Origin of the sequence: Streptomyces decoyicus, from assembly GCF_019880305.1 — a bacterium.
Taxonomy (GTDB): Bacteria; Actinomycetota; Actinomycetes; order Streptomycetales; family Streptomycetaceae; genus Streptomyces; species Streptomyces decoyicus.
On the sequence record NZ_CP082301.1, the window covers coordinates 1,531,545 to 1,548,996 of the forward strand.

Sequence of the window (17,452 nt, forward strand, 5' to 3'; positions counted from 1 at the left end):
GCGTACGTGGCCCGCCGGAGCGGTCCGCAGCTCAGCGGGGCAGGGCGTGGCGCCGGTAGGTGACCCGGTTGTGGCGGACGCGGGTGACCTCGACGGCCAGATGGCGGTCCGGGCCGAGGGGGAAGTGCGCGGTGCAGCGCACTTCCGCGTACGGCTCGGGCCGGAGGTCGCCGGAGCAGTGCACCGCCTCCGGCCCGCTGCGGAAGGGCAGGGTCAGCTGGCCGCTGAGCGTTCTGGCGATCTCCGTGCGCGGCACGGTGTGGGTGCCGCCGTCGACCTCGCTGGTGGCCTCGCGGGCGCGGAGATGGACGGCGGCGAGCGCGAGCACGCCCGCCGTGGCGAGGGCCGTGACGAGGCCGATGACCAGGGCGCGCAGTGGCGGATGCACGGTCACCGCCGTCAGCTCCGGGGGGCGCGGGGGCGCCGGCGGCGCAGAGCTCCCCAGCCGGCCGCGGCCAGCAGCAGCACGCCGGTCAGGGTCGTCGCCGTCCGGCCGGTACCGGCGGCCCCGCCGGCGCCGGTGTCCGCACCGCCCTGGGGCACGACCTCGTCGGCGCCGCTGGAGACGATCATGGTGCCGGTGAGGGTCTTCCGGCCGTCGCCGGATTCCTGACCGTGCTCTTCGGCGCGTCCGCGGCCGTGGTCGTCACCGTCCGCCTTGCCGCGTGCCCCGCCGTGCTCCTCGTCGCCCGCCCGGCCTGGTTCCAGGGCGCTCTGCCGGGCTCCGGAGGTGCCGCCGCAGGTGAGGGTGACCCGGTAGGAACCGGGCGCGGTCCCCTCCGGCATGATCGCGGTGCCACTGATCTCGCCGCTCTGGGCGGACAGCTGCATCGCGGGGATGTCCGCGCCGTCGAAGGTGGCCTCCGCGGTGTCCCCCGGGCAGCTGCCGCCGTCGGAGACGGAGAACCCGGCGCCCGGTGCCACCGGGTCGGGCTGAACGACCACGGCCTGCGCGGTGTCCGCAGCGGGCCCGGCCCCCGTCCCGGTGGCGGCGTCAGCACCCTCGCCCTCGCCGAACAGCAGGGCGGGCACCACCAGGACGCCGGCCGCCAGCGCGTACAGAGCAATGTGGCGTATGTGCATAACCCGAGAGAAGCGCCCGGCCCTGCGGTGCGCACCTCGATGGTGCGCCGCGCCCGGGGCCAACTGCCGCAGAAGGCCCCGACCTCCGCCTCTTTCCGCAGGTCACAAGGGTGCGTACACCCCGGGCGGCGGAACGGGCGGGATGGGCTTTCCGGGTGGTGCACCCGGCGGTCCCGGCACATGAACGGCACCCCGCAAAGGCGGCATCACGGCCTCATGACCGCGGTCGCCCGGAAGGCCCCGGCCCCCGCCGGGGCGAGCGGGCCGACCGCCCGCGCCCAGGGCCTGTCGTTCGGATCAGGCCCTGGCACCACCCGGGCGCCGCGTCACCCCGCCAGCTGGAGGTCCCACTTGCCCGACCGGCCGGTGAGGGTGGTCACCGACAGCGGCTGGACGTCTATCCGCCAGTACGAGTGCGGCGGCGCCTGGAGCGCGTAGACGAGGGCGGCGCGGACGACACCGGGCTCGGCGACCGCGAGCAGTCCGTCGGCGTCCTCGACCGGCCGGGTGTCCAGCCAGCCGCCGACCCGGGTGATGAACGCCAGCAGCGACTCCCCGCCGTGCGGTGCGGACCGCGGGTCGGCCAGCCAGGCGTCCACCGCGCGCGGTTCGTCGGCGGCCACCTCGCCCAGCGTGCGGCCGGTCCAGCGCCCCATGTCGCAGTCGCGCAGCGCCGGTTGGGCGAGCGGGCGCAGCCCGAGGACCTCGCCGGTGTCCCGGCAGCGGGCGGACGGCGAGCAGTAGCGCAGTTCGGCGGCGGCGAGCCGGCACAGGACGGGCGCGGCCCGCTCGGCCTCGCGCCATCCTGCGGCGTCGAGCGGCCGGTCGTCACCGAACCGCGTTCCGAGCAGCGAGGAGCGGCCCGCGGCGAGCAGCTTGAGTCGGACGCTCATCCGCTGATGGTAAGAGCCGCGCCGCCCCCGCGGACCCGGTTGATCAGATCTCGACAGGCCCCGGGTCGATCAGCCCGAGGGTCATCCACTGTTCCGGGGACACCAGGGCGCGGAAGCCGACCTTCTCGTACACGCCGTGGGCGTCCTTGGTGGCGAGCGTGAGCCGGCTCAGACCGCAGGGCGTCATGTGGTCGGCTATGGCCTCGACCAGGGCGGTGCCCAGGCCCTTGCCGCGGTCGTCGCGGCAGATGTAGACGTCGCAGAGCCAGGCGAAGGTGGCGTGGTCGGTGACCACCCGGGCGTACCCGGCCTGACGGCCGGAACCGGTCTCGTACAGGCCGAAGTTGAGCGAGCCCGCGACGGCGCGGTCCTGGAGCTCCCTGGGCCGGTCCACGGCCCAGTAGGAGTCGGTGGACAGCCAGTGGTGGACCCGGTCGGCGTCCAGGCGCGCCGGGTCGGTGGAGATCTCGTAGCCGTCGAGGGCGTGATCGTTCATGCCGGGAGGTTCGCAGAAGGGCCGGGGCGGCGTCGAACCGGTTGCCGGGGTGGACGGTGCCGGCGCCCCGCCGCCCTCGCGGGGACCGGCCCGCGCACGTGCGTCTCCGGCCCCTCAGCCCACCGCGACCCCCACCTCCTCGCACGCCGTACGAAGCCTGCGGACACCTTCCGCGATCTCGGCCGTGCCGGAGGCGGCCGCGAAGCTCAGCCGCAGGTGCGCGGCCGGCGGCTCGGCGGAGAAGTAAGGGCGGCCGGCCGCGACCGCGACGCCCGCCCGCAGCGCCGCACCGGTCAGCGCCGCCTCGTCGGTGCCGTCCGGCAGCCGCAGCCAGAGGTGATAGCCGCCCGGCGGGACGTAGAGGCCGCCCGGCGCGGGGGCGTGGCCGTACGCCGCCCCGTGCCCCCCGTCCTGCTCGGCGAGGGCGGGCAGGTGCTGGTGCAGGGCTGTGGTCAGGGCTTTCCGGCGGGTGGTCAGCTCACCGGCGATCAGCCGTAGATGGCGGGCCCAGGCGGGCGATCCGACGAGTTCCAGGGCGGCTTCCTGGAGCGGGCCCGGCACGAAGAAGCTGTCCACGACCTGGATGGCGCGCAGCCGGTCGAGAACCGGGCCGTGGGCGGCCAGGGCACCCACTCTGAGGTTGGGCGAGGTGGCCTTGGTGAGCGAGCGGACATGGACGACCGTGCCGTCCCGGTCGTCCGCGCTCAGGGTCGGCGGCAGCGCGGGGGCGTCGTCGTGGACCAGCAGCCGCGCGAAGTCGTCCTCGATCACGAAGGCGCCGGCCGCGCGGGCCACCCGCAGTACCTCGCGCCGCCGCCCGTCGGCCAGCACCGCGCCGGTCGGGTTCTGGAACAGCGGCTGGCAGACGAACAGCCGCGCGCCGCTGGCACGGAAGGCATCGGCGAGCAGATCCGTACGGACCCCGTCCGCATCCACCGGTACGGGCACCGGCCGCAGCCCGGAGGCGCGGGCAACGGCCAGCATGCCCGGGTAGGTCGGGGACTCGACGAGTACCGGGGCGCCGGGGGCGGCGAGGGCGCGCAGCGCAGCGGTCAGCGCGCTCTGGCCGCCCCCGGTGATCAGGACGTCGCTGGCCGCGAGCGGGCCACCGGGGCCGGCGATCTCCCGTGCGAACCAGGCCCGCAGTTCCGGCACGCCCCCGACCATGGGCCGCGCCCAGGCCCCCGGCCGCCGACCGGCCCGTGCCAGTGCGGCGGCGAGGGCGCGTTCGGGCTGGAGATCGGGGTGCAGATAGCCGCCGATGAGTTCGATGACGCCGGGGGCGGGGGTGGCGAGCGTGGCGAGGACGCCCGAGGCGTCGACGCTGCGCGGCACCTGGTCACCGGCCGGCTCGGCGCTCAGCGCGATCTCCTGCCAGGAGGTGTCGAGCGGCCGGGGCGCCTCGCTGCGCGGCTCGGCCCGGAAGGCCCCCGCGCCCGGCCGGGTCACGACCAGGCCCTCCGCCGCCAGCTCCGCGAGCGCCCGGGAGACGGTCACCGGACTGACGCGATGGCGCTCCACGAGAACACGACTCGACGGCAGCTTCTCTCCTGGAGAGTAGCGGTTCAGCTCCGCACGGAGGACTGCGGCCAGTTCCGACCCACTGCTACGCTCTTGCATGAGAGACAACGATAGCGCTACTGCCACCGTCGCGATAGCGGTCAGCACCCCGGGCGCCCCGGCCGCCCCCGTCGAGGGCACCCCGGGCACCCCCGCCGAGGGCGCCCCGGAGCCCGCCGCTCCCGCCCGCAGCGCGCTCGTCAGCCGTGGCGCCCTGCTCGCCGCACTCGGCGTCGCCGCCTTCTCGCTCACCTTCCCCGCGACCGCCTGGGCGCTGGAGGGCATGGGACCGTGGACGGTGGTGATGCTGCGCAGCGTGCTGGCCACCGCGCTGGCCGGCGGCGCGCTGGCCGTGTTCCGGGTACGTCCTCCGGAGCGGCGCCACCGGGCGGGCATCGCAGTGGTCGCGGGCGGCGTGGTCCTCGGCTTCCCACTGCTGACGACCCTCGCGCTGGAGACCTCCACCACCTCGCATGCGGCCGTCGTCGTCGGTCTGCTGCCGCTGACCACCGCCGCCTTCTCGGCCGTACGGACCGGCGCCCGGCCCTCCCGTACGTTCTGGATCGCCTCGCTGGTCGGCGCCGTCGTCGTCATCGGTTTTGCGGTGCAGCAGAGCGGCGGGGCGCCGGGCCGCGGGGACCTGCTGCTGTTCGCGGCCCTGCTGGTGTGCGCGGCCGGCTACACCGAGGGCGGCCGCCTCGCCCGCCATATGCCGGGCTGGCAGGTGATCGGCTGGGCGCTGGTACTGGCGCTTCCGGTGACGGTGGCGGGCGCGGCTCTCGCGCTGTCCACGGAGCCGCTGCGGCTCACGGCGCATTCGGTGAGCGGGCTGCTGTGGCTGGCGTTCGGCTCGCAGTTCCTCGGGATGGTCGCCTGGTACCGCGGAATGGCCGCGATCGGCATCTCCAAGGCGAGCCAGTTGCAGCTCGCCCAGCCGCTGCTGACCTTGGTGTGGTCCGTGCTGCTGCTCGGCGAACAGCTGCCGCCGGCCGCTCCCGCGGCGGCACTGGCGGTCCTGGCGTGCATCGCCGTCACCCAGCGGACCCGTGGATGACGGCCCGGCTGCCGAAGCGGGACGAAATGACACTTACCGGGTGCGGTCGTGGCCCGCGGACGTAAAATTGCCGCGACGGCAGGTACCGCCGTCGCGGGTCACGCCAGGACCGTGAACCGTGGAAACCCTTGGCCGTTCAACCGCCGGCCGTCGCACTGGTCGGCCTGCCGGTCGTACGGCCGCCCCGAGGCGGGGAGGACCCTGATGCATGCGAGCAGGGGCGACCGGCTGGTGGTGCACGGCAGGACCGTCGGGCATCACGACCGGGTCGTCGAAATAGTCGAAGTCATGGGAACGGACGGCGACCCGCCCTACCGCGTCCGCGCCGAGGACGGGCATGAGGCCATCGTGTCGCCGGGCCCCGACTGCGTCGTCCGGCACGGCAAGGCCACCGACGCCGACCCCGGCCGCTAGACACCGCCACCGGCCGGCACACACCGACCCCGGCCGGTGACGGACTCCCTCGGCGGGTCGCCGCCGCGGCCCGCGCGGATCGTCGCGGCACCTGCGCGGACCGCTCCTACGTGCGTGCCGCGCCCGTGTAGTGGTCGCGCACGACCCGTGCCATGGCGCCCGCCCGGTCCTTGGCCACGTCCTTCGCCGAGAAGTAGACATGGCCGCCCACCTGCGGATAGCCGCGGGCGAAGGTGAGATGGCGGGAGAGTTCGGCCGGGTCCTTCCAGGCGGCGGGCTCCGTGCCGCCCGCCTTGTAGAGGGCCTCGCCGATGTAGAGGTCCACTCCGGTGCCGTCGACGGTCCGCGCCCACCAGGGCACGAGTTCGGCGTAGTCGGCGGCCGCGAAGCCGAGGGGCCAGTAGACCTGCGGCACGATGTAGTCGATCCACCCCTCGCGCACCCAGCGGCGGGTGTCGGCGTACAGATCGTCGTAGGTCTGGACCCCGGCCTGGGTACGGGAGCCCTGCTGGTCGGTACTGCGATTGCGCCAGACCGCGAAGGGGCTGACACCGAACCGCACCCGGCGTCCGGCCCTCCGGCCCCCGTCCTCGAGCTTGCGCGCCATCTCGTACACCAGCCGGTCGATGTTGTCCCGGCGCCAGGCGGCCCGGCTCTCGAAGCCGCTGCCGTACCGCTCGAACGCCTCGTCGTCGTCGAAGCGCCGCCCCGAGACCGGATACGGATAGAAGTAGTCGTCGAAGTGCACGCCGTCGACGGGGTAGCGCTGCACCGCGTCGAGCATCGCGTCCTGGACGAAGCTCCGGACCTCCGGCAGTCCGGGGTTGTAGTAGAGCTTGCCGCCGTACGGGAGGACCCAGCCCGGGTGCCGGCGGGCGGGGTGGTCCGGCGTGAGCCGTCCGGGGTCGGTGTGGTTGGCGACCCGGTACGGATTGAACCAGGCGTGCAGTTCGAGATTGCGCCGGTGGGCCTCGCGGACCGCGAAGTCGAGCGGATCCCAGCCCGGGTCGCGGCCCTGCTGCCCGGTCAGGTACTGCGCCCACGGCTCGAACGGGGAGGGCCACAGGGCATCGGCGGTGGGCCGCACCTGGAAGAACACCGCATTGAGCTTGCGGGCGACGGCCCGGTCGAAGTGGGCGCGCAGTTCGCGCTGTTGCTCGGCGGGCGCGAGCTTCGCGCTGGAGGGCCAGTCCAGGTTGGCGACGGTCGCCAGCCACATGCCCCGCATCTCGCGCCGCGCCACGCCGTCCGCGGGCGCCACCCCCGCGGTGAGCAGCGAAGACGCCGCCCCCAGCGCGGCGACGGCAAAACCTCTGCGTGTGATACGCCTCATCAAAAGTCCCCAGGTTGTCCGGTTCGTCCCGTCCTGAGGGCTCAGAATGCCCGCCCCGCCGCCCGTAGCACAGCACCCCGCGGAGTAACGTCGGGGCCGAGGCGGGCGCCGGACCCTTACGGCATACCGCCGGTCCTGAAGATCAGCGAAAGGCACGATGTGACCGACATCGAACGCGTCGGAGTGGTCGGTTGCGGCCAGATGGGCGCAGGCATCGCCGAGGTGTGCGCCCGCGCCGGACTGGACGTCATGGTCGCCGAGACCACCGGCGAAGCTCTGGAGCTGGGTCGCACCCGTTTGACCAACTCTCTCGGCAAGGCCGCCGAGCGCGGCAAGATCACCGCCGAGGAGCGCGACGCGACGCTCGACCGGCTCAGCTTCACCACCGACCTCGGTGAGTTCGCCGACCGCGACCTCGTCATCGAGGCCGTCGTGGAGAACGAGCAGGTCAAGACCGAGATCTTCCAGGTCCTCGACCAGGTGATCACTCGGCCGGACGCCATCTTGGCGTCCAACACCTCGTCGATCCCGCTGGTGAAGCTGGCGGTCGCCACCTCCCGCCCCGACCAGGTCATCGGGATCCACTTCTTCAACCCGGCACCGGTGCAGAAGCTCGTCGAGCTGATCCCCGCGCTGACCACCGGCGAGGAGACCATCAAGCGGGCCGAGGCCCTGGTGCAGGACGTGCTGGACAAGCATGCGATCCGCGCCCAGGACCGCTCGGGCTTCGTCGTCAACGCCCTGCTCATCCCGTACCTGCTCTCCGCGATCCGGATGTTCGAGTCGGGCATCGCCAGCCGCGAGGACATCGACAACGGCATGGAGATGGGCTGCGCCCACCCGATGGGCCCGCTCAAGCTGACCGACCTGATCGGCCTGGACACCGTCGCCTCGGTCGCCGAGTCGATGTACCACGAGTACAAGGAACCCCTGTACGCCGCTCCCCCGCTGCTCGCGCGGATGGTCGACGCGGGCCGGCTGGGCCGTAAGTCCGGGTCGGGCTTCTACTCGTACTGAGTCCGGGGCGGTCCGCCCGCCGCTCGGGGGAAACCGGCGGGCGGACCCCGGGCCGGCGGGCGCCCGTCCGCCGGCGTCGGCCCCCGTGGCACCTCCGAGTCAACCCCCGCGCGGGCGCGTACGGGAGCGTGTGAAGCGCCCCGTTCGGAGTGCTCCCTTCACACCCCGTACGAATGGCCGCCCGCCGTCACCCCCCGTCACTTCACACGGGGTGTGCGCCGCAGACCCGCATATCCCCACCGCACACGCTCCCTTCCTTCGCCGCAGCGCAGTTGACTGATGCCCGTACGGACCACGACGTCACTGACTGAAGGAATGAGGAGCGGACCGTGACCGCCCACCCCGAACCCGATCTGGTCACCGCCGACTTAGCGGAGCTGAGACGCCTCCTGGACGTCCGCACCGCCCGTGTCGACGGCCAACTCGCGCTGCTCGCCCAGCGCTCCGAGCAGAAGGAGCGTGACGCGGACGAACTGCAGGCCCGCGTCACACGACTGGAGAGCACCCGCTGGCCACTGCCGTCCCTCGCCGCACTCACGGGGCTCGCGGCGCTGGTGGTCGCACTGTGGCAGGCCATGGGCCGATGACCGCCGGTCGCGGTCACCGGCCAGGTCCGGTCAGCCCAGCCGGATGTGGTGCAGCATCAGCAGCCCGGCGGCCATATTGGCGGCCGGCACCTCCCCTCGCGCCACCATGTCGGGCACCAGCTTCAGTGAGACCCACTCCCGCCGCTCGGATTCGAAGCCGTCCTGGGGCAGACCGGTGTACTCGCCCTCCTCGGACCAGTAGAGGTGATGCCGGGCATCGGTGAGGCCATTGGAGGGCTCCACCGTCAGGAGATGGTGGAGGGGCCCCGGGCGCCACCCGGTCTCCTCCTCCATCTCCCGGGCGGCCGCCGCCGCGATGTCCTCGCCGTCCTCGACCACACCGGCGGCCAGCTCCCAGCCCCAGGTGTCGGTGATGAACCGGTGCCGCCACAACAGCAGCACCTCATTGGCCTCATTGACCATCGTGGCCACGGCGACGGGACGCATCCGGATCAGATAGTGATCCAGGTGACGGCCGTCGGGCAGTTCCACATCGGCCAGATTGACCCGGAACCAGGGGTTCGCGTAGACGGGCTTTTCGCTGAGATTGTTCCAACGCACGTAACTGCCACCTTCCGCTGAGGAGCCGGCAAGGTGACACGAGCCCGGTCAGAGGGGAACGCGCAGCACCTCGTCGATGAGATCGGCAGCCTCGTCCGTCGCGGAGCTCCCGGTCTCCGCCAGATGCTCGCGCACCGCCCGCAGCCGGTCCCGCAGCCGTTGCGACTCCATGCCGCGAGCCTGCTCCGTCATCTGCGCGGCATTGGCCACGGCCCGGTCCGCATCGCCTTGGCGCAGCTCGATATGGGTGAGCATGGCCAGCCGGTGGACCCGGCCGCGGTCGTGTGCGGGGGTGTCGACGGCGGCGTCCGCCTGCTCCCGGGCGGCCCGCAGGTCACCGAGGCTGAGCAGCGCCTCCGCCACTTGTACGTTCACCAGGCCGGGCTGGACGTAGCCCGTCTCGGCGGGCTCCAGGCCGGGCCGGATGCGCTCCGCGGCCGCCTCCGCACGCCGGATGCACGACAGCGCGCCCGCGCCGTCGCCGAGCCGGGCGTAGGACTTGGCCTGCATCGCGTAGAGGTCCGCGGAGAGCGCCGGGGTGATCTGCGGGCCCGCGGCCCGCAGCGCCGCCTCCGCGAAGGCGACGGCCTGGCGGTATTCCCGTACGAAGAGGGACTGGTTGACCAGCAGCGCGATGACATACGCGCCCAGGCCGCGGTCCCCGCTGGCCTTGGCCAGCCGTAACGCCTGATGGAAGTAGCGCTGGGCCAGCCCGAGAGAGTCCGAGTCGTACGCGCAGATGCCCGCGACCGCGACCAGCCCGCCGGTCGCCCGGTGGAGCTGACGTCCCGTCGCATCGCTGTAGCTGCCCCGCAGCAGCGGCGCCGCCTCGGCGTTGAGGAATCCCACGATGCGTGCTCTGGTAGCGACACCACCCGCCTTCCGGTACATCGTCTCGTAGTGCGTCCGCGCGGCGCCCAGCATCTCGATGTCGGCCGTACCGACCCGGGTCAGCCCGTCGCGCGACACATCGGAGTCCTCGGGAGGGTTCTCCCACTCCCATACGGGGATGACCGCCGAGGTTCCGGTGAGCGCCGGGGCGTCGAGGAGGTGCGGCCGCTGCTGCTCATCGGACCGCCACAGCGCGGTGGCCCGTTCGACGAAACCGGAGAGCGGGGTGCCGGAGGCGCGCGCCGACCCCGGACCGCTGAAGCCGATGTCGTCGAGCCCGACCGGCCGGTGCAGCCGTTCGCCGAGGATCTCGCAGATCAGATCGGGCACCTGCCCACGCGGCCGCTGCCCCTTCAACCACCGGGCCACCGCCGTGTGTTCGTAGCGCAGCGCCAGACCACGACACCTGCCGAGCTGGTTGATGCGTGCGGCGAGCCCGGCATGCGAGATACCGGCCTCGTCGAGGATCGCGTCCAGCAGGGTGTTGGGCTCCATACCGGCCTCCCGGTGAGCCGGGCCCGCCCGCGGGCCCCCGGCTCACGGCCTCGTCGACTCCACGACTCCGTGAGTCGAGCGTAGTCAACCGCCCCTCACACGGGGTGTGAAGGGCGTCGGCGGCTCAACGCGGCGCGCAGCCCCGCACCATGTACGCGATGACCGCATCGAGGCCGGACCCGACCTGCTCGGCGGAGAGCACACCGCTCACCGCGAAGCTGGCGAATCCGTGCAGGGTGGTGAACACCGGCATCCCGATGTCGTCGACGGGCCCCTCCCGCACCTCACCGCTGCGCTGGCCCTCCGCGACCAGCTCCCCCGCCATCGCCCCCAGCCGCTGAGCGGCCGTGATCAGCGCTTCGGACGCCGCCGGGTCGTGCTTGACCGTGTACATCAGGTCGAGCAGCTCGGCATTGGCGAGGGCGAAGTCCACATAGGCGCGGACGAGCCCGCCGAGCCGGTCGGCGAAGGTCTCGCCCGCCGCCCGGGACGCCGCCAGCGCCTCGTCCAGCCGCTCGAATCCGGCCAGCGCCAGCGCGTCGAGCAGCGCCTGCTTGTCCTTGAAGTGCCGGCTCGGCGCGGCATGACTGACGCCGAGGTCGCGGGCCAGCTCCCGCAGGGACAGTGCGCCGGGGCCCTTCTCGCGGAGCGTCTGCTCGGCGCGGGTGAGCAGCGCGGCGCGCAGGTCTCCGTGGTGGTAACGACGAGTCTGCATGACCGCCATCCTATCCCCCATGTATTCACTGGCTACATTGTTGGCATTGACATCATTGTTGGCGTTGCCTACATTGATGCCCATGACTCACACCCCGAAATGGAACGCCACCGACATTCCCGACCAGACCGGCCGCACCGCCGTGGTGACCGGCGCCAACAGCGGACTCGGCATCGCCACCGTCGACGCCCTCGCCCGCGCGGGTGCCCATGTCGTCCTCGCCGTTCGCGACACCGCACGCGGCGAGGCCGCCGCCGACACCGTGCGCGGCGCCCGGGGCAGCGTCGAGGTCCGCCGCCTCGACCTGGCCGACCTCGCCTCCGTACGCGAGTTCGCCGCCGCCTGGCACGGTCCGGTCGATCTGCTGATCAACAACGCTGGTGTCATGAACATCCCGGAGTCCCGGACCAAGGACGGCTTCGAGATGCAGCTCGGCACCAACCACCTCGGTCACTTCGCGCTGACCAACCTGCTGCTGCCGCACGTCACCGACCGCGTGGTGACCGTCTCCTCCGGAGCCCACCGGATGCCCGGCAACCGCATCCACTTCGACAACCTGAACCTGACCGGCGCCTACCGCCCCGTCACCGCCTACAGCCAGTCCAAGCTGGCCAACCTGCTGTTCACCCTGGAGCTTCAGCGCCGTCTCGCCGCCGCGGGATCGCCGGTGCGCGCCCTCGCCGCGCACCCGGGCTGGGCCGCCACCAACCTCCAGGGCGCCGATGTCAGCGTGCTGCGGCGCGCGGTGATGCAGGTCGGCAACCGCGTGGTCGCCCAGGACAACAAGGCCGGTGCGCTGCCCACGCTCTACGCCGCCACCCAGGACCTGCCCGGTGCCTCCTACCTCGGCCCCGACGGCGTCGGCGAGATGCGCGGCGCACCCACGATGGTCGGCAGGACGGCCGCTGCCAGCGACCCGGAGAGCGCCCGGCGGCTGTGGCAGGCGTCCGAGGAACTGACCGGTGTCGCCTTCCCCTCCCCGACCGGCCGGGAGGTCACCGCGGAAGGCGCTCCCCGGTAGGCGGGGTGCCGGCCGACGACGCCGGCACCCGCACCCGGTCATTGCTCAGCATCAGCAGCGCCACATCATCCGTCAGCCGCCCGCCCGCATGCCGCAGCAGCGCCTTCCGCACCTCCCCGACCACACCGGACGGCGAGGGACCGCACGGTGCCGCGGCCGCCATGACGCTGCTGCGCAGTTCCTGCGCCAACGGAAAGAACTCCCCCGCCGCATCCCGCGCGTCGGCCGCCCCGTCGGTGTGCAGGAACAGCCCCTCCCCGGGCCGCAGCCGCCCGCACCGCACCACGGACAGCTGCTCCGGTAACGGGAACAGCCCCAACGGCGGCATCGGCTCGGCCGGTGCGACCGGTGCGACCGCCCGGCAGGCGACCCGGTACGGCCACGGATGCCCGCAGTTCAGCGCCGTGACGGACCCGTCCTGCGCCACCTCCAGAAGCAGCAGCGTCACAAACTCCTCCGCGAGCGCATTCTCCGGTTCCCCGGCGCCGGCCACCGGGCCCTCGGCAAGCGCCCGCTCCCGCAGATGCCGCTGGTGCGACCGCTCCAACCGCCGCAGCACGTCGCCCAGTTCGGGCTCGTCGTGCACCACTTCGCGAAAGCTGCCGAGCATCGCCGCCACCGTGCCTATGGCCTCCAGGCCGTGCCCGCGCACATCCCCGATCACCGCCCGCACCCCGTGCCGGGTCCCCACGACCTCGTAGAGATCCCCGCCGACCATGGCACCCTCGCTCGCGGAGAGATGGTCGGCCGCCAGCAGCACCCCGCCGATCCGCCGGGGCAACGGCCGCAGCACCACCCGCTGTGCGGCGACGGCCACCTCCCGGGTGCGCTCCAACTCCCGGACCAGCCGCAGCCGCCGCCCCGCCGTCAGATAGCTGGCGCCGATCACCGCGAGGGTCGCACCGCAGGTGATGATCCGCGTGCCCGCCCCGGCACCGGGCTCCACCTCGCCGAACGGCACCAGCGCGAGCAGCGCGCACAGCCCGCCGAGCAGCACACACTGGCGGCGGCCGGTGCCCGCGCAGGCGATGGCCGGTGCGGCGGAGAGCAGCTGCAACAGCCGGCCGCTGGTCGGATGGCACAGCTCCCAGGCCACCACCCCGAGCACCCAGAGGCCGGGCAGGACGAAGACGAAGGCGCGCCGCGCGGTTTCCGCTCCGGCGCGTGCTCCGCCCCTCGCCCGGGTTCGGATCATGCCGGTGGTCCCCCTAAGGCGTTGAGCGGGTCGGTCGGGCCCGCTGCCGCGCCTACGCGCGGCCCGCCACGACCTGGTCGATTCTTGCGACGTTCCGTATCCGTCCGACGACGATCCGTACACCATCACCCGATTGAGTGATGGTGTACGGATCTGATCGTCTCCCTGGGACCGACGGCCACGCCCACACCAGCCGCGGGCGGCCTCAGGGCACCCGCCCTGCCCCTCCGCACCTTCCCGCCGCTCAGCGGAAAAGGGTGAGGGCCCGGACGGTCTCACCGTCCGGGCCCTCACCCCTCGATCACGCCGTGGCGGGCCGTGTTCAGCCGCGCAGCACCGCTGCCGTCCGCTCCACGGCCACCGCGACCGCCGCGTCACGCGCCGCCGAGGCCTCCTCGGCGGTCAGCGTCCGGTCGGCGGAACGGAAGCGCAGCGCATACGCCAGCGACTTCTTTCCGGCGCCGATCTGCTCACCGGTGAAGACGTCGAACAGCCGCAGCGACTCCAGCAGTTCCCCCGCACCGTCGCGCAGCGCGCCCTCGACCTCGGCGGCCGGGACGGAGTCGTCGACCACGAGGGCGACGTCCTGGGTCGCGACCGGGAAGGCGGAGATCTTCGGGGCCCGCAGCGGTCCGGTGCCGGCCTGCTCCAGCCGGTCCAGGTCGATCTCCATCGCGCAGGTGCGCTCGGGCAGGGCCAGCGTCTTGATGACGCGCGGGTGCAGCTCACCGGCGTTGCCGACGAGGATCTCCTCACCGTCGACGACGGCGAGCAGCGCCGCACAGCGGCCCGGGTGGAACGGGGCGTGCTGGTCCTGACGGACGATCAGCTCGACCCCTGCCTCCCGTGCGACGGTCCGGCCCGCCTCGATGGCGTCGGCCCAGACCGCGGGGCGTGCGCCGCCCCACCAGCCGTCCTGCTCACGCCCCCCGGCGAGCACCACGGCGGCACGCCGCGGCTGCTGCGGCAGCGAGGCGTCCAGCGAGGCGATCTCGTCGTCGGTCGGCCGGCGGTCCACGACCAGCCGGCTGGCCGGCTGCTCGTCACCGGTCGCCCGGAAGACCGGTCCGGTCTCGAAGAGCGCCAGATCGTGCGTGCCGCGGCCGTAGTTGCGGCGCAGCGCGTTCAGCAGACCCGGGATCAGCGTCGTACGGAGGTCGGGCTCCTCGTCGGAGAGCGGGTTGACGAGGGTGACGGCCGCGCGGCGCGGGTCGTCGGACTCGATGCCGAGCTGGTCGAGGACGTGCGAGCCGGTGAACGGGTAGTTCAGCGCCTCGACATAGCCCGCACCGGCCAGCACCCGGCCGACCCTGCGGTGCAGCCGCTGACGCTCGGTCAGCCCACGGCCGGCCGGCGGCTTCGGGAGGGTGGAGGGCAGGTTCTCGTAGCCCTCCAGCCGGATGACCTCTTCGGCCAGGTCGTTCGGCTCGCTGAGATCCGGCCGCCAGGACGGCACGGTCACGACCAGCTCGTCCTGGCCGTAGGCGTCGCAGCCGACCTGCTGGAGGCGGCGGACGACGGTCTCCCGGCCGTAGGCGACGCCGGCGACCTTGTCCGGGTGGTCGGCGGAGATGGTGATCGTGCGCGGCCCGCTGGGCGTGACGACCTCGGTGACGCCGTCCTCGGCGGTGCCGCCCGCGAGCAGCACCAGCAGGTCGACGGTGCGCTGCGCGGCGGCGGACGCGGCCTCCGGGTCCACCCCGCGCTCGAAGCGCTTGGCGGCCTCCGAGGACAGCTTGTGGCGGCGGGCCGTACGGGCGATGGAGAGCGCGTCGAAGTGCGCGGCCTCGATCACGACGTCGGTGGTGCCGCGCTGCTCGCCGGTCCCGGGGTCGGTGACCCCGCCCGCGATCTCGGTGTTGGCGCCGCCCATGACACCCGCGAGGCCGATGGGGCCGCGGTTGTCGGTGATGACCAGGTCCGCGGCGTCGAGCACCCGCTTGGTGCCGTCCAGGGTGGTCAGCTTCTCACCGGGGGCCGCCCGCCGGACGCCGATCGGACCGTCCACGCTGGTGCGGTCGTAGGCGTGCAGCGGCTGGCCGAGCTCCAGCATCACGTAGTTGGTGATGTCGACGGCCAGCGAGACCGGACGCATCCCGGCCTTCTGGAGCCGGCGCTGCATCCACAGCGGGGTGCGCGCGCCGGGCTCCAGGCCGGTGACCGTACGGGCGGTGAAGCGGTCGCAGCCCAACGGGTCGGAGACCTGGACGGGGTAGCCGGCGGCGTTCGGCGGCGGCACGTCCAGCAGCGCCGGGTCGCGCAGCGGCAGGCCGTAGGCGGTGGCGGCCTCACGGGCGACACCGCGCATCGACAGGCAGTAGCCGCGGTCCGGGGTGACGGCGATGTCCAGCACCTCGTCGACGAGCTCCAGCAGCTCGATCGCGTCGGTGCCGACCTCGTACTCGGGCGGCAGCACGATGATGCCGTGCGTGCCGTCGTCGCCCATGCCCAGCTCGTCGCCGGAGCAGATCATGCCGTGCGAGGTCTTGCCGTACGTCTTGCGCGCGGCGATCTTGAAGTCGCCGGGCAGCACGGCGCCGGGGAGGACGACCACGACCTTGTCGCCGACGGCGAAGTTCCGCGCGCCGCAGACGATTTCCTGCGGCTCGCCCGTGCCGTTGGCCTGGCCGACATCCACCGTGCAGAAGCGGATCGGCTTCTTGAAGCCCTCCAGCTCCTCGATGGTCAGCACCTGGCCGACGACGAGCGGACCCTTGAGGCCCTCGCCGAGGCGCTCGACGGTCTCGACCTCCAGGCCGACGGCAATGAGCTTGGCCTGTACGTCACGGCCGGTCTCCGTCGCCGGCAGGTCGACGTACTCCCGCAGCCAAGAAAGCGGGACCCGCATCAGATCTCCATCCCGAACGGCCGGGTGAACCGGACGTCGCCTTCGAACATGTCGCGCATGTCTTCCACGTTGTGCCGGAACATCAGCATCCGGTCGATGCCGAACCCGAAGGCGAAGCCGCTGTACTTCTCCGGGTCGACGCCGCAGGCCACGAGCACCTTGGGGTTGACCATGCCGCAGCCGCCGAGCTCGATCCAGCCCTCGCTGGAGCAGGTGCGGCAGGGGCGGTCGGGGTTGCCCACGGACTCGCCACGGCAGACGTAGCAGACCATGTCCATCTCGGCGGACGGCTCGGTGAACGGGAAGTAGTTCGGCCGCAGCCGGGTCTTCATGTCGGGGCCGAACAGCGCCCGGACCATGTGGTCGAGGGTGCCCTTGAGGTCGGCCATGGTCAGGCCCTCGTCGACGGCGAGCAGCTCGATCTGGTGGAAGACCGGGGAGTGCGTGGCGTCCAGCTCGTCGGTGCGGTAGACCCGCCCCGGGCAGACGACGTAGACCGGCGGCTCGCGGTCGACGAGCGTACGGGCCTGGACCGGCGAGGTGTGGGTGCGCAGCACGACACCGGACTCATCGCCCTCGGTGCCGTTGCCCTGGACGAAGAACGTGTCCTGCATCTGGCGCGCCGGGTGGTCGGGCACGAAGTTGAGGGCGTCGAAGTTGAACCACTCCGCCTCGACCTCGGGGCCCTCGGCGACCTCGTAGCCCATGGCCACGAAGACGTCCGCGACCCGCTCCATGAACGTGGTGAGCGGGTGCCGGGCACCGGCCGGGGTGCGGTCGTAGGGCAGCGTGACATCCACCGCCTCCTCGACCAGCACACGGGCGTCGCGCTCGGCCTCCAGCTCCTCCTGGCGGACCTTGAGCGCCTGGTTCACCCGGCCACGGGCCTGGCCGACGCGCTTGCCGGCGTCCGCCTTGGCGTGCGGGGGCAGGGCGCCGATCTCACGGTTGGCGAGCGCGAGCGGCGAGCGGTCGCCGGTGTGCGCGACCTTCACCTCACGCAGCTCCTCGAGATCGGCCGCGGCGGCGATGGCGGCCAGCGCCTCGTCCAGCCGTGCGGCGATCTCTTCCGGTTTCAGGGCTTCGACCTCGACAGGGTCGTACGACTTATTGGGTGCGGACATCTCTTCCCGTGCTTCCGGTGGACTGGCTTGGCTTGGCTCGCGTCGCCTCGGCTCTTCGATCACAAAGGCCGGATGCCGAGCCCGCGCTGTGCCCGCGATGCCTGTGCGCCAAAGGTGCCAAAGGTCAAGTCTAAGGGGGACGGGCCGCGCGGCCGGTCCGCGCCC

Annotated in this window: 17 protein-coding genes; 5 read left to right on the forward strand and 12 right to left on the reverse strand. The window is 72.9% G+C overall.

From position 1 onward, the window contains the following. Positions 1-31 precede the first annotated feature (31 nt). From K7C20_RS06745 to K7C20_RS06765, 5 genes are all read right to left on the reverse strand, one after another. On the reverse strand, positions 32-394 hold the full coding sequence (locus tag K7C20_RS06745) for a DUF4333 domain-containing protein (protein WP_030083105.1): 363 nt from the start codon (positions 392-394) through the stop codon (positions 32-34). A gap of 5 nt (positions 395-399) precedes the next feature. Next, positions 400-1,083: a hypothetical protein gene (locus tag K7C20_RS06750; protein WP_053208464.1), complete on the reverse strand. Its 684-nt coding sequence runs from the start codon at positions 1,081-1,083 to the stop codon at positions 400-402. Positions 1,084-1,409: 326 nt separating this feature from the next. Next, the gene (locus K7C20_RS06755; RefSeq protein ID WP_053208465.1) at positions 1,410-1,976 is read right to left on the reverse strand and encodes a histidine phosphatase family protein; all 567 of its coding nucleotides are present in this window, start codon (positions 1,974-1,976) and stop codon (positions 1,410-1,412) included. A 43-nt stretch (positions 1,977-2,019) separates the two neighbouring features. Beyond that, entirely contained in the window at positions 2,020-2,472 is a 453-nt protein-coding gene (locus K7C20_RS06760; protein WP_030083109.1) for a GNAT family N-acetyltransferase, read from the reverse strand. 114 nt (positions 2,473-2,586) lie between these two features. Further along, positions 2,587-4,092 (reverse strand): aminotransferase-like domain-containing protein, encoded by a 1,506-nt coding sequence (locus K7C20_RS06765; RefSeq protein ID WP_030083111.1) that lies wholly within the window; start codon positions 4,090-4,092, stop codon positions 2,587-2,589. Here K7C20_RS06765 and K7C20_RS06770 point away from each other — a divergent pair. After that, on the forward strand, positions 4,091-5,086 hold the full coding sequence (locus K7C20_RS06770; RefSeq protein WP_053208466.1) for a DMT family transporter: 996 nt from the start codon (positions 4,091-4,093) through the stop codon (positions 5,084-5,086). The genes K7C20_RS06765 and K7C20_RS06770 overlap by 2 nt on opposite strands. A 204-nt stretch (positions 5,087-5,290) precedes the next feature. Further along, positions 5,291-5,500 carry a DUF1918 domain-containing protein gene (locus K7C20_RS06775; RefSeq protein ID WP_030083117.1) on the forward strand — a complete coding sequence of 70 codons (210 nt, stop codon included), beginning with the start codon at positions 5,291-5,293 and terminating at the stop codon, positions 5,498-5,500. 106 nt (positions 5,501-5,606) lie between these two features. On the opposite strand, the gene K7C20_RS06780 is transcribed toward K7C20_RS06775, so the two are convergent. Beyond that, a complete protein-coding gene (locus tag K7C20_RS06780; RefSeq protein ID WP_053208467.1) occupies positions 5,607-6,833 on the reverse strand; it encodes a glycoside hydrolase family 10 protein in 1,227 nt (408 codons plus the stop codon). Between the two features lie 159 nt (positions 6,834-6,992). Between K7C20_RS06780 and K7C20_RS06785 the strand changes: the two genes are divergently transcribed. After that, positions 6,993-7,850, forward strand: a complete 858-nt coding sequence (locus K7C20_RS06785; RefSeq protein WP_030083121.1) for a 3-hydroxybutyryl-CoA dehydrogenase — start codon at positions 6,993-6,995, stop codon at positions 7,848-7,850. A 329-nt stretch (positions 7,851-8,179) separates the two neighbouring features. Continuing rightward, a complete protein-coding gene (locus K7C20_RS06790; RefSeq protein ID WP_030083123.1) occupies positions 8,180-8,437 on the forward strand; it encodes a hypothetical protein in 258 nt (85 codons plus the stop codon). Between the two features lie 30 nt (positions 8,438-8,467). Here K7C20_RS06790 and K7C20_RS06795 read toward each other — a convergent pair whose 3' ends face one another. The 3 genes from K7C20_RS06795 to K7C20_RS06805 all read right to left on the reverse strand — a co-directional run bounded on the left by K7C20_RS06795 (position 8,468) and on the right by K7C20_RS06805 (position 11,099). Continuing rightward, complete coding sequence (locus tag K7C20_RS06795) at positions 8,468-8,998, reverse strand: NUDIX domain-containing protein (RefSeq protein WP_030083125.1); 531 nt, start codon at positions 8,996-8,998, stop codon at positions 8,468-8,470. Positions 8,999-9,046: 48 nt separating this feature from the next. Continuing rightward, positions 9,047-10,384, reverse strand: a complete 1,338-nt coding sequence (locus K7C20_RS06800; protein WP_030083127.1) for a hypothetical protein — start codon at positions 10,382-10,384, stop codon at positions 9,047-9,049. Positions 10,385-10,508: 124 nt separating this feature from the next. Beyond that, positions 10,509-11,099: a TetR/AcrR family transcriptional regulator gene (locus K7C20_RS06805; RefSeq protein ID WP_030083129.1), complete on the reverse strand. Its 591-nt coding sequence runs from the start codon at positions 11,097-11,099 to the stop codon at positions 10,509-10,511. 82 nt (positions 11,100-11,181) lie between these two features. Between K7C20_RS06805 and K7C20_RS06810 the strand changes: the two genes are divergently transcribed. After that, complete coding sequence (locus K7C20_RS06810; protein ID WP_030083131.1) at positions 11,182-12,120, forward strand: oxidoreductase; 939 nt, start codon at positions 11,182-11,184, stop codon at positions 12,118-12,120. Here K7C20_RS06810 and K7C20_RS06815 read toward each other — a convergent pair. The 3 genes from K7C20_RS06815 to pheS form a co-directional block, all read right to left on the reverse strand. Further along, positions 12,095-13,315: a PP2C family protein-serine/threonine phosphatase gene (locus tag K7C20_RS06815; protein WP_030083133.1), complete on the reverse strand. Its 1,221-nt coding sequence runs from the start codon at positions 13,313-13,315 to the stop codon at positions 12,095-12,097. The genes K7C20_RS06810 and K7C20_RS06815 overlap by 26 nt on opposite strands. 322 nt (positions 13,316-13,637) lie before the next feature. Continuing rightward, positions 13,638-16,163, reverse strand: coding sequence for a phenylalanine--tRNA ligase subunit beta (gene pheT, locus K7C20_RS06820; protein ID WP_053208468.1), 2,526 nt, complete (start codon positions 16,161-16,163; stop codon positions 13,638-13,640). Then, positions 16,163-17,287 carry a phenylalanine--tRNA ligase subunit alpha gene (pheS, locus tag K7C20_RS06825; protein ID WP_030083139.1) on the reverse strand — a complete coding sequence of 375 codons (1,125 nt, stop codon included), beginning with the start codon at positions 17,285-17,287 and terminating at the stop codon, positions 16,163-16,165. The genes pheT and pheS overlap by 1 nt, the downstream gene beginning before the upstream one ends. Positions 17,288-17,452 lie beyond the last annotated feature (165 nt).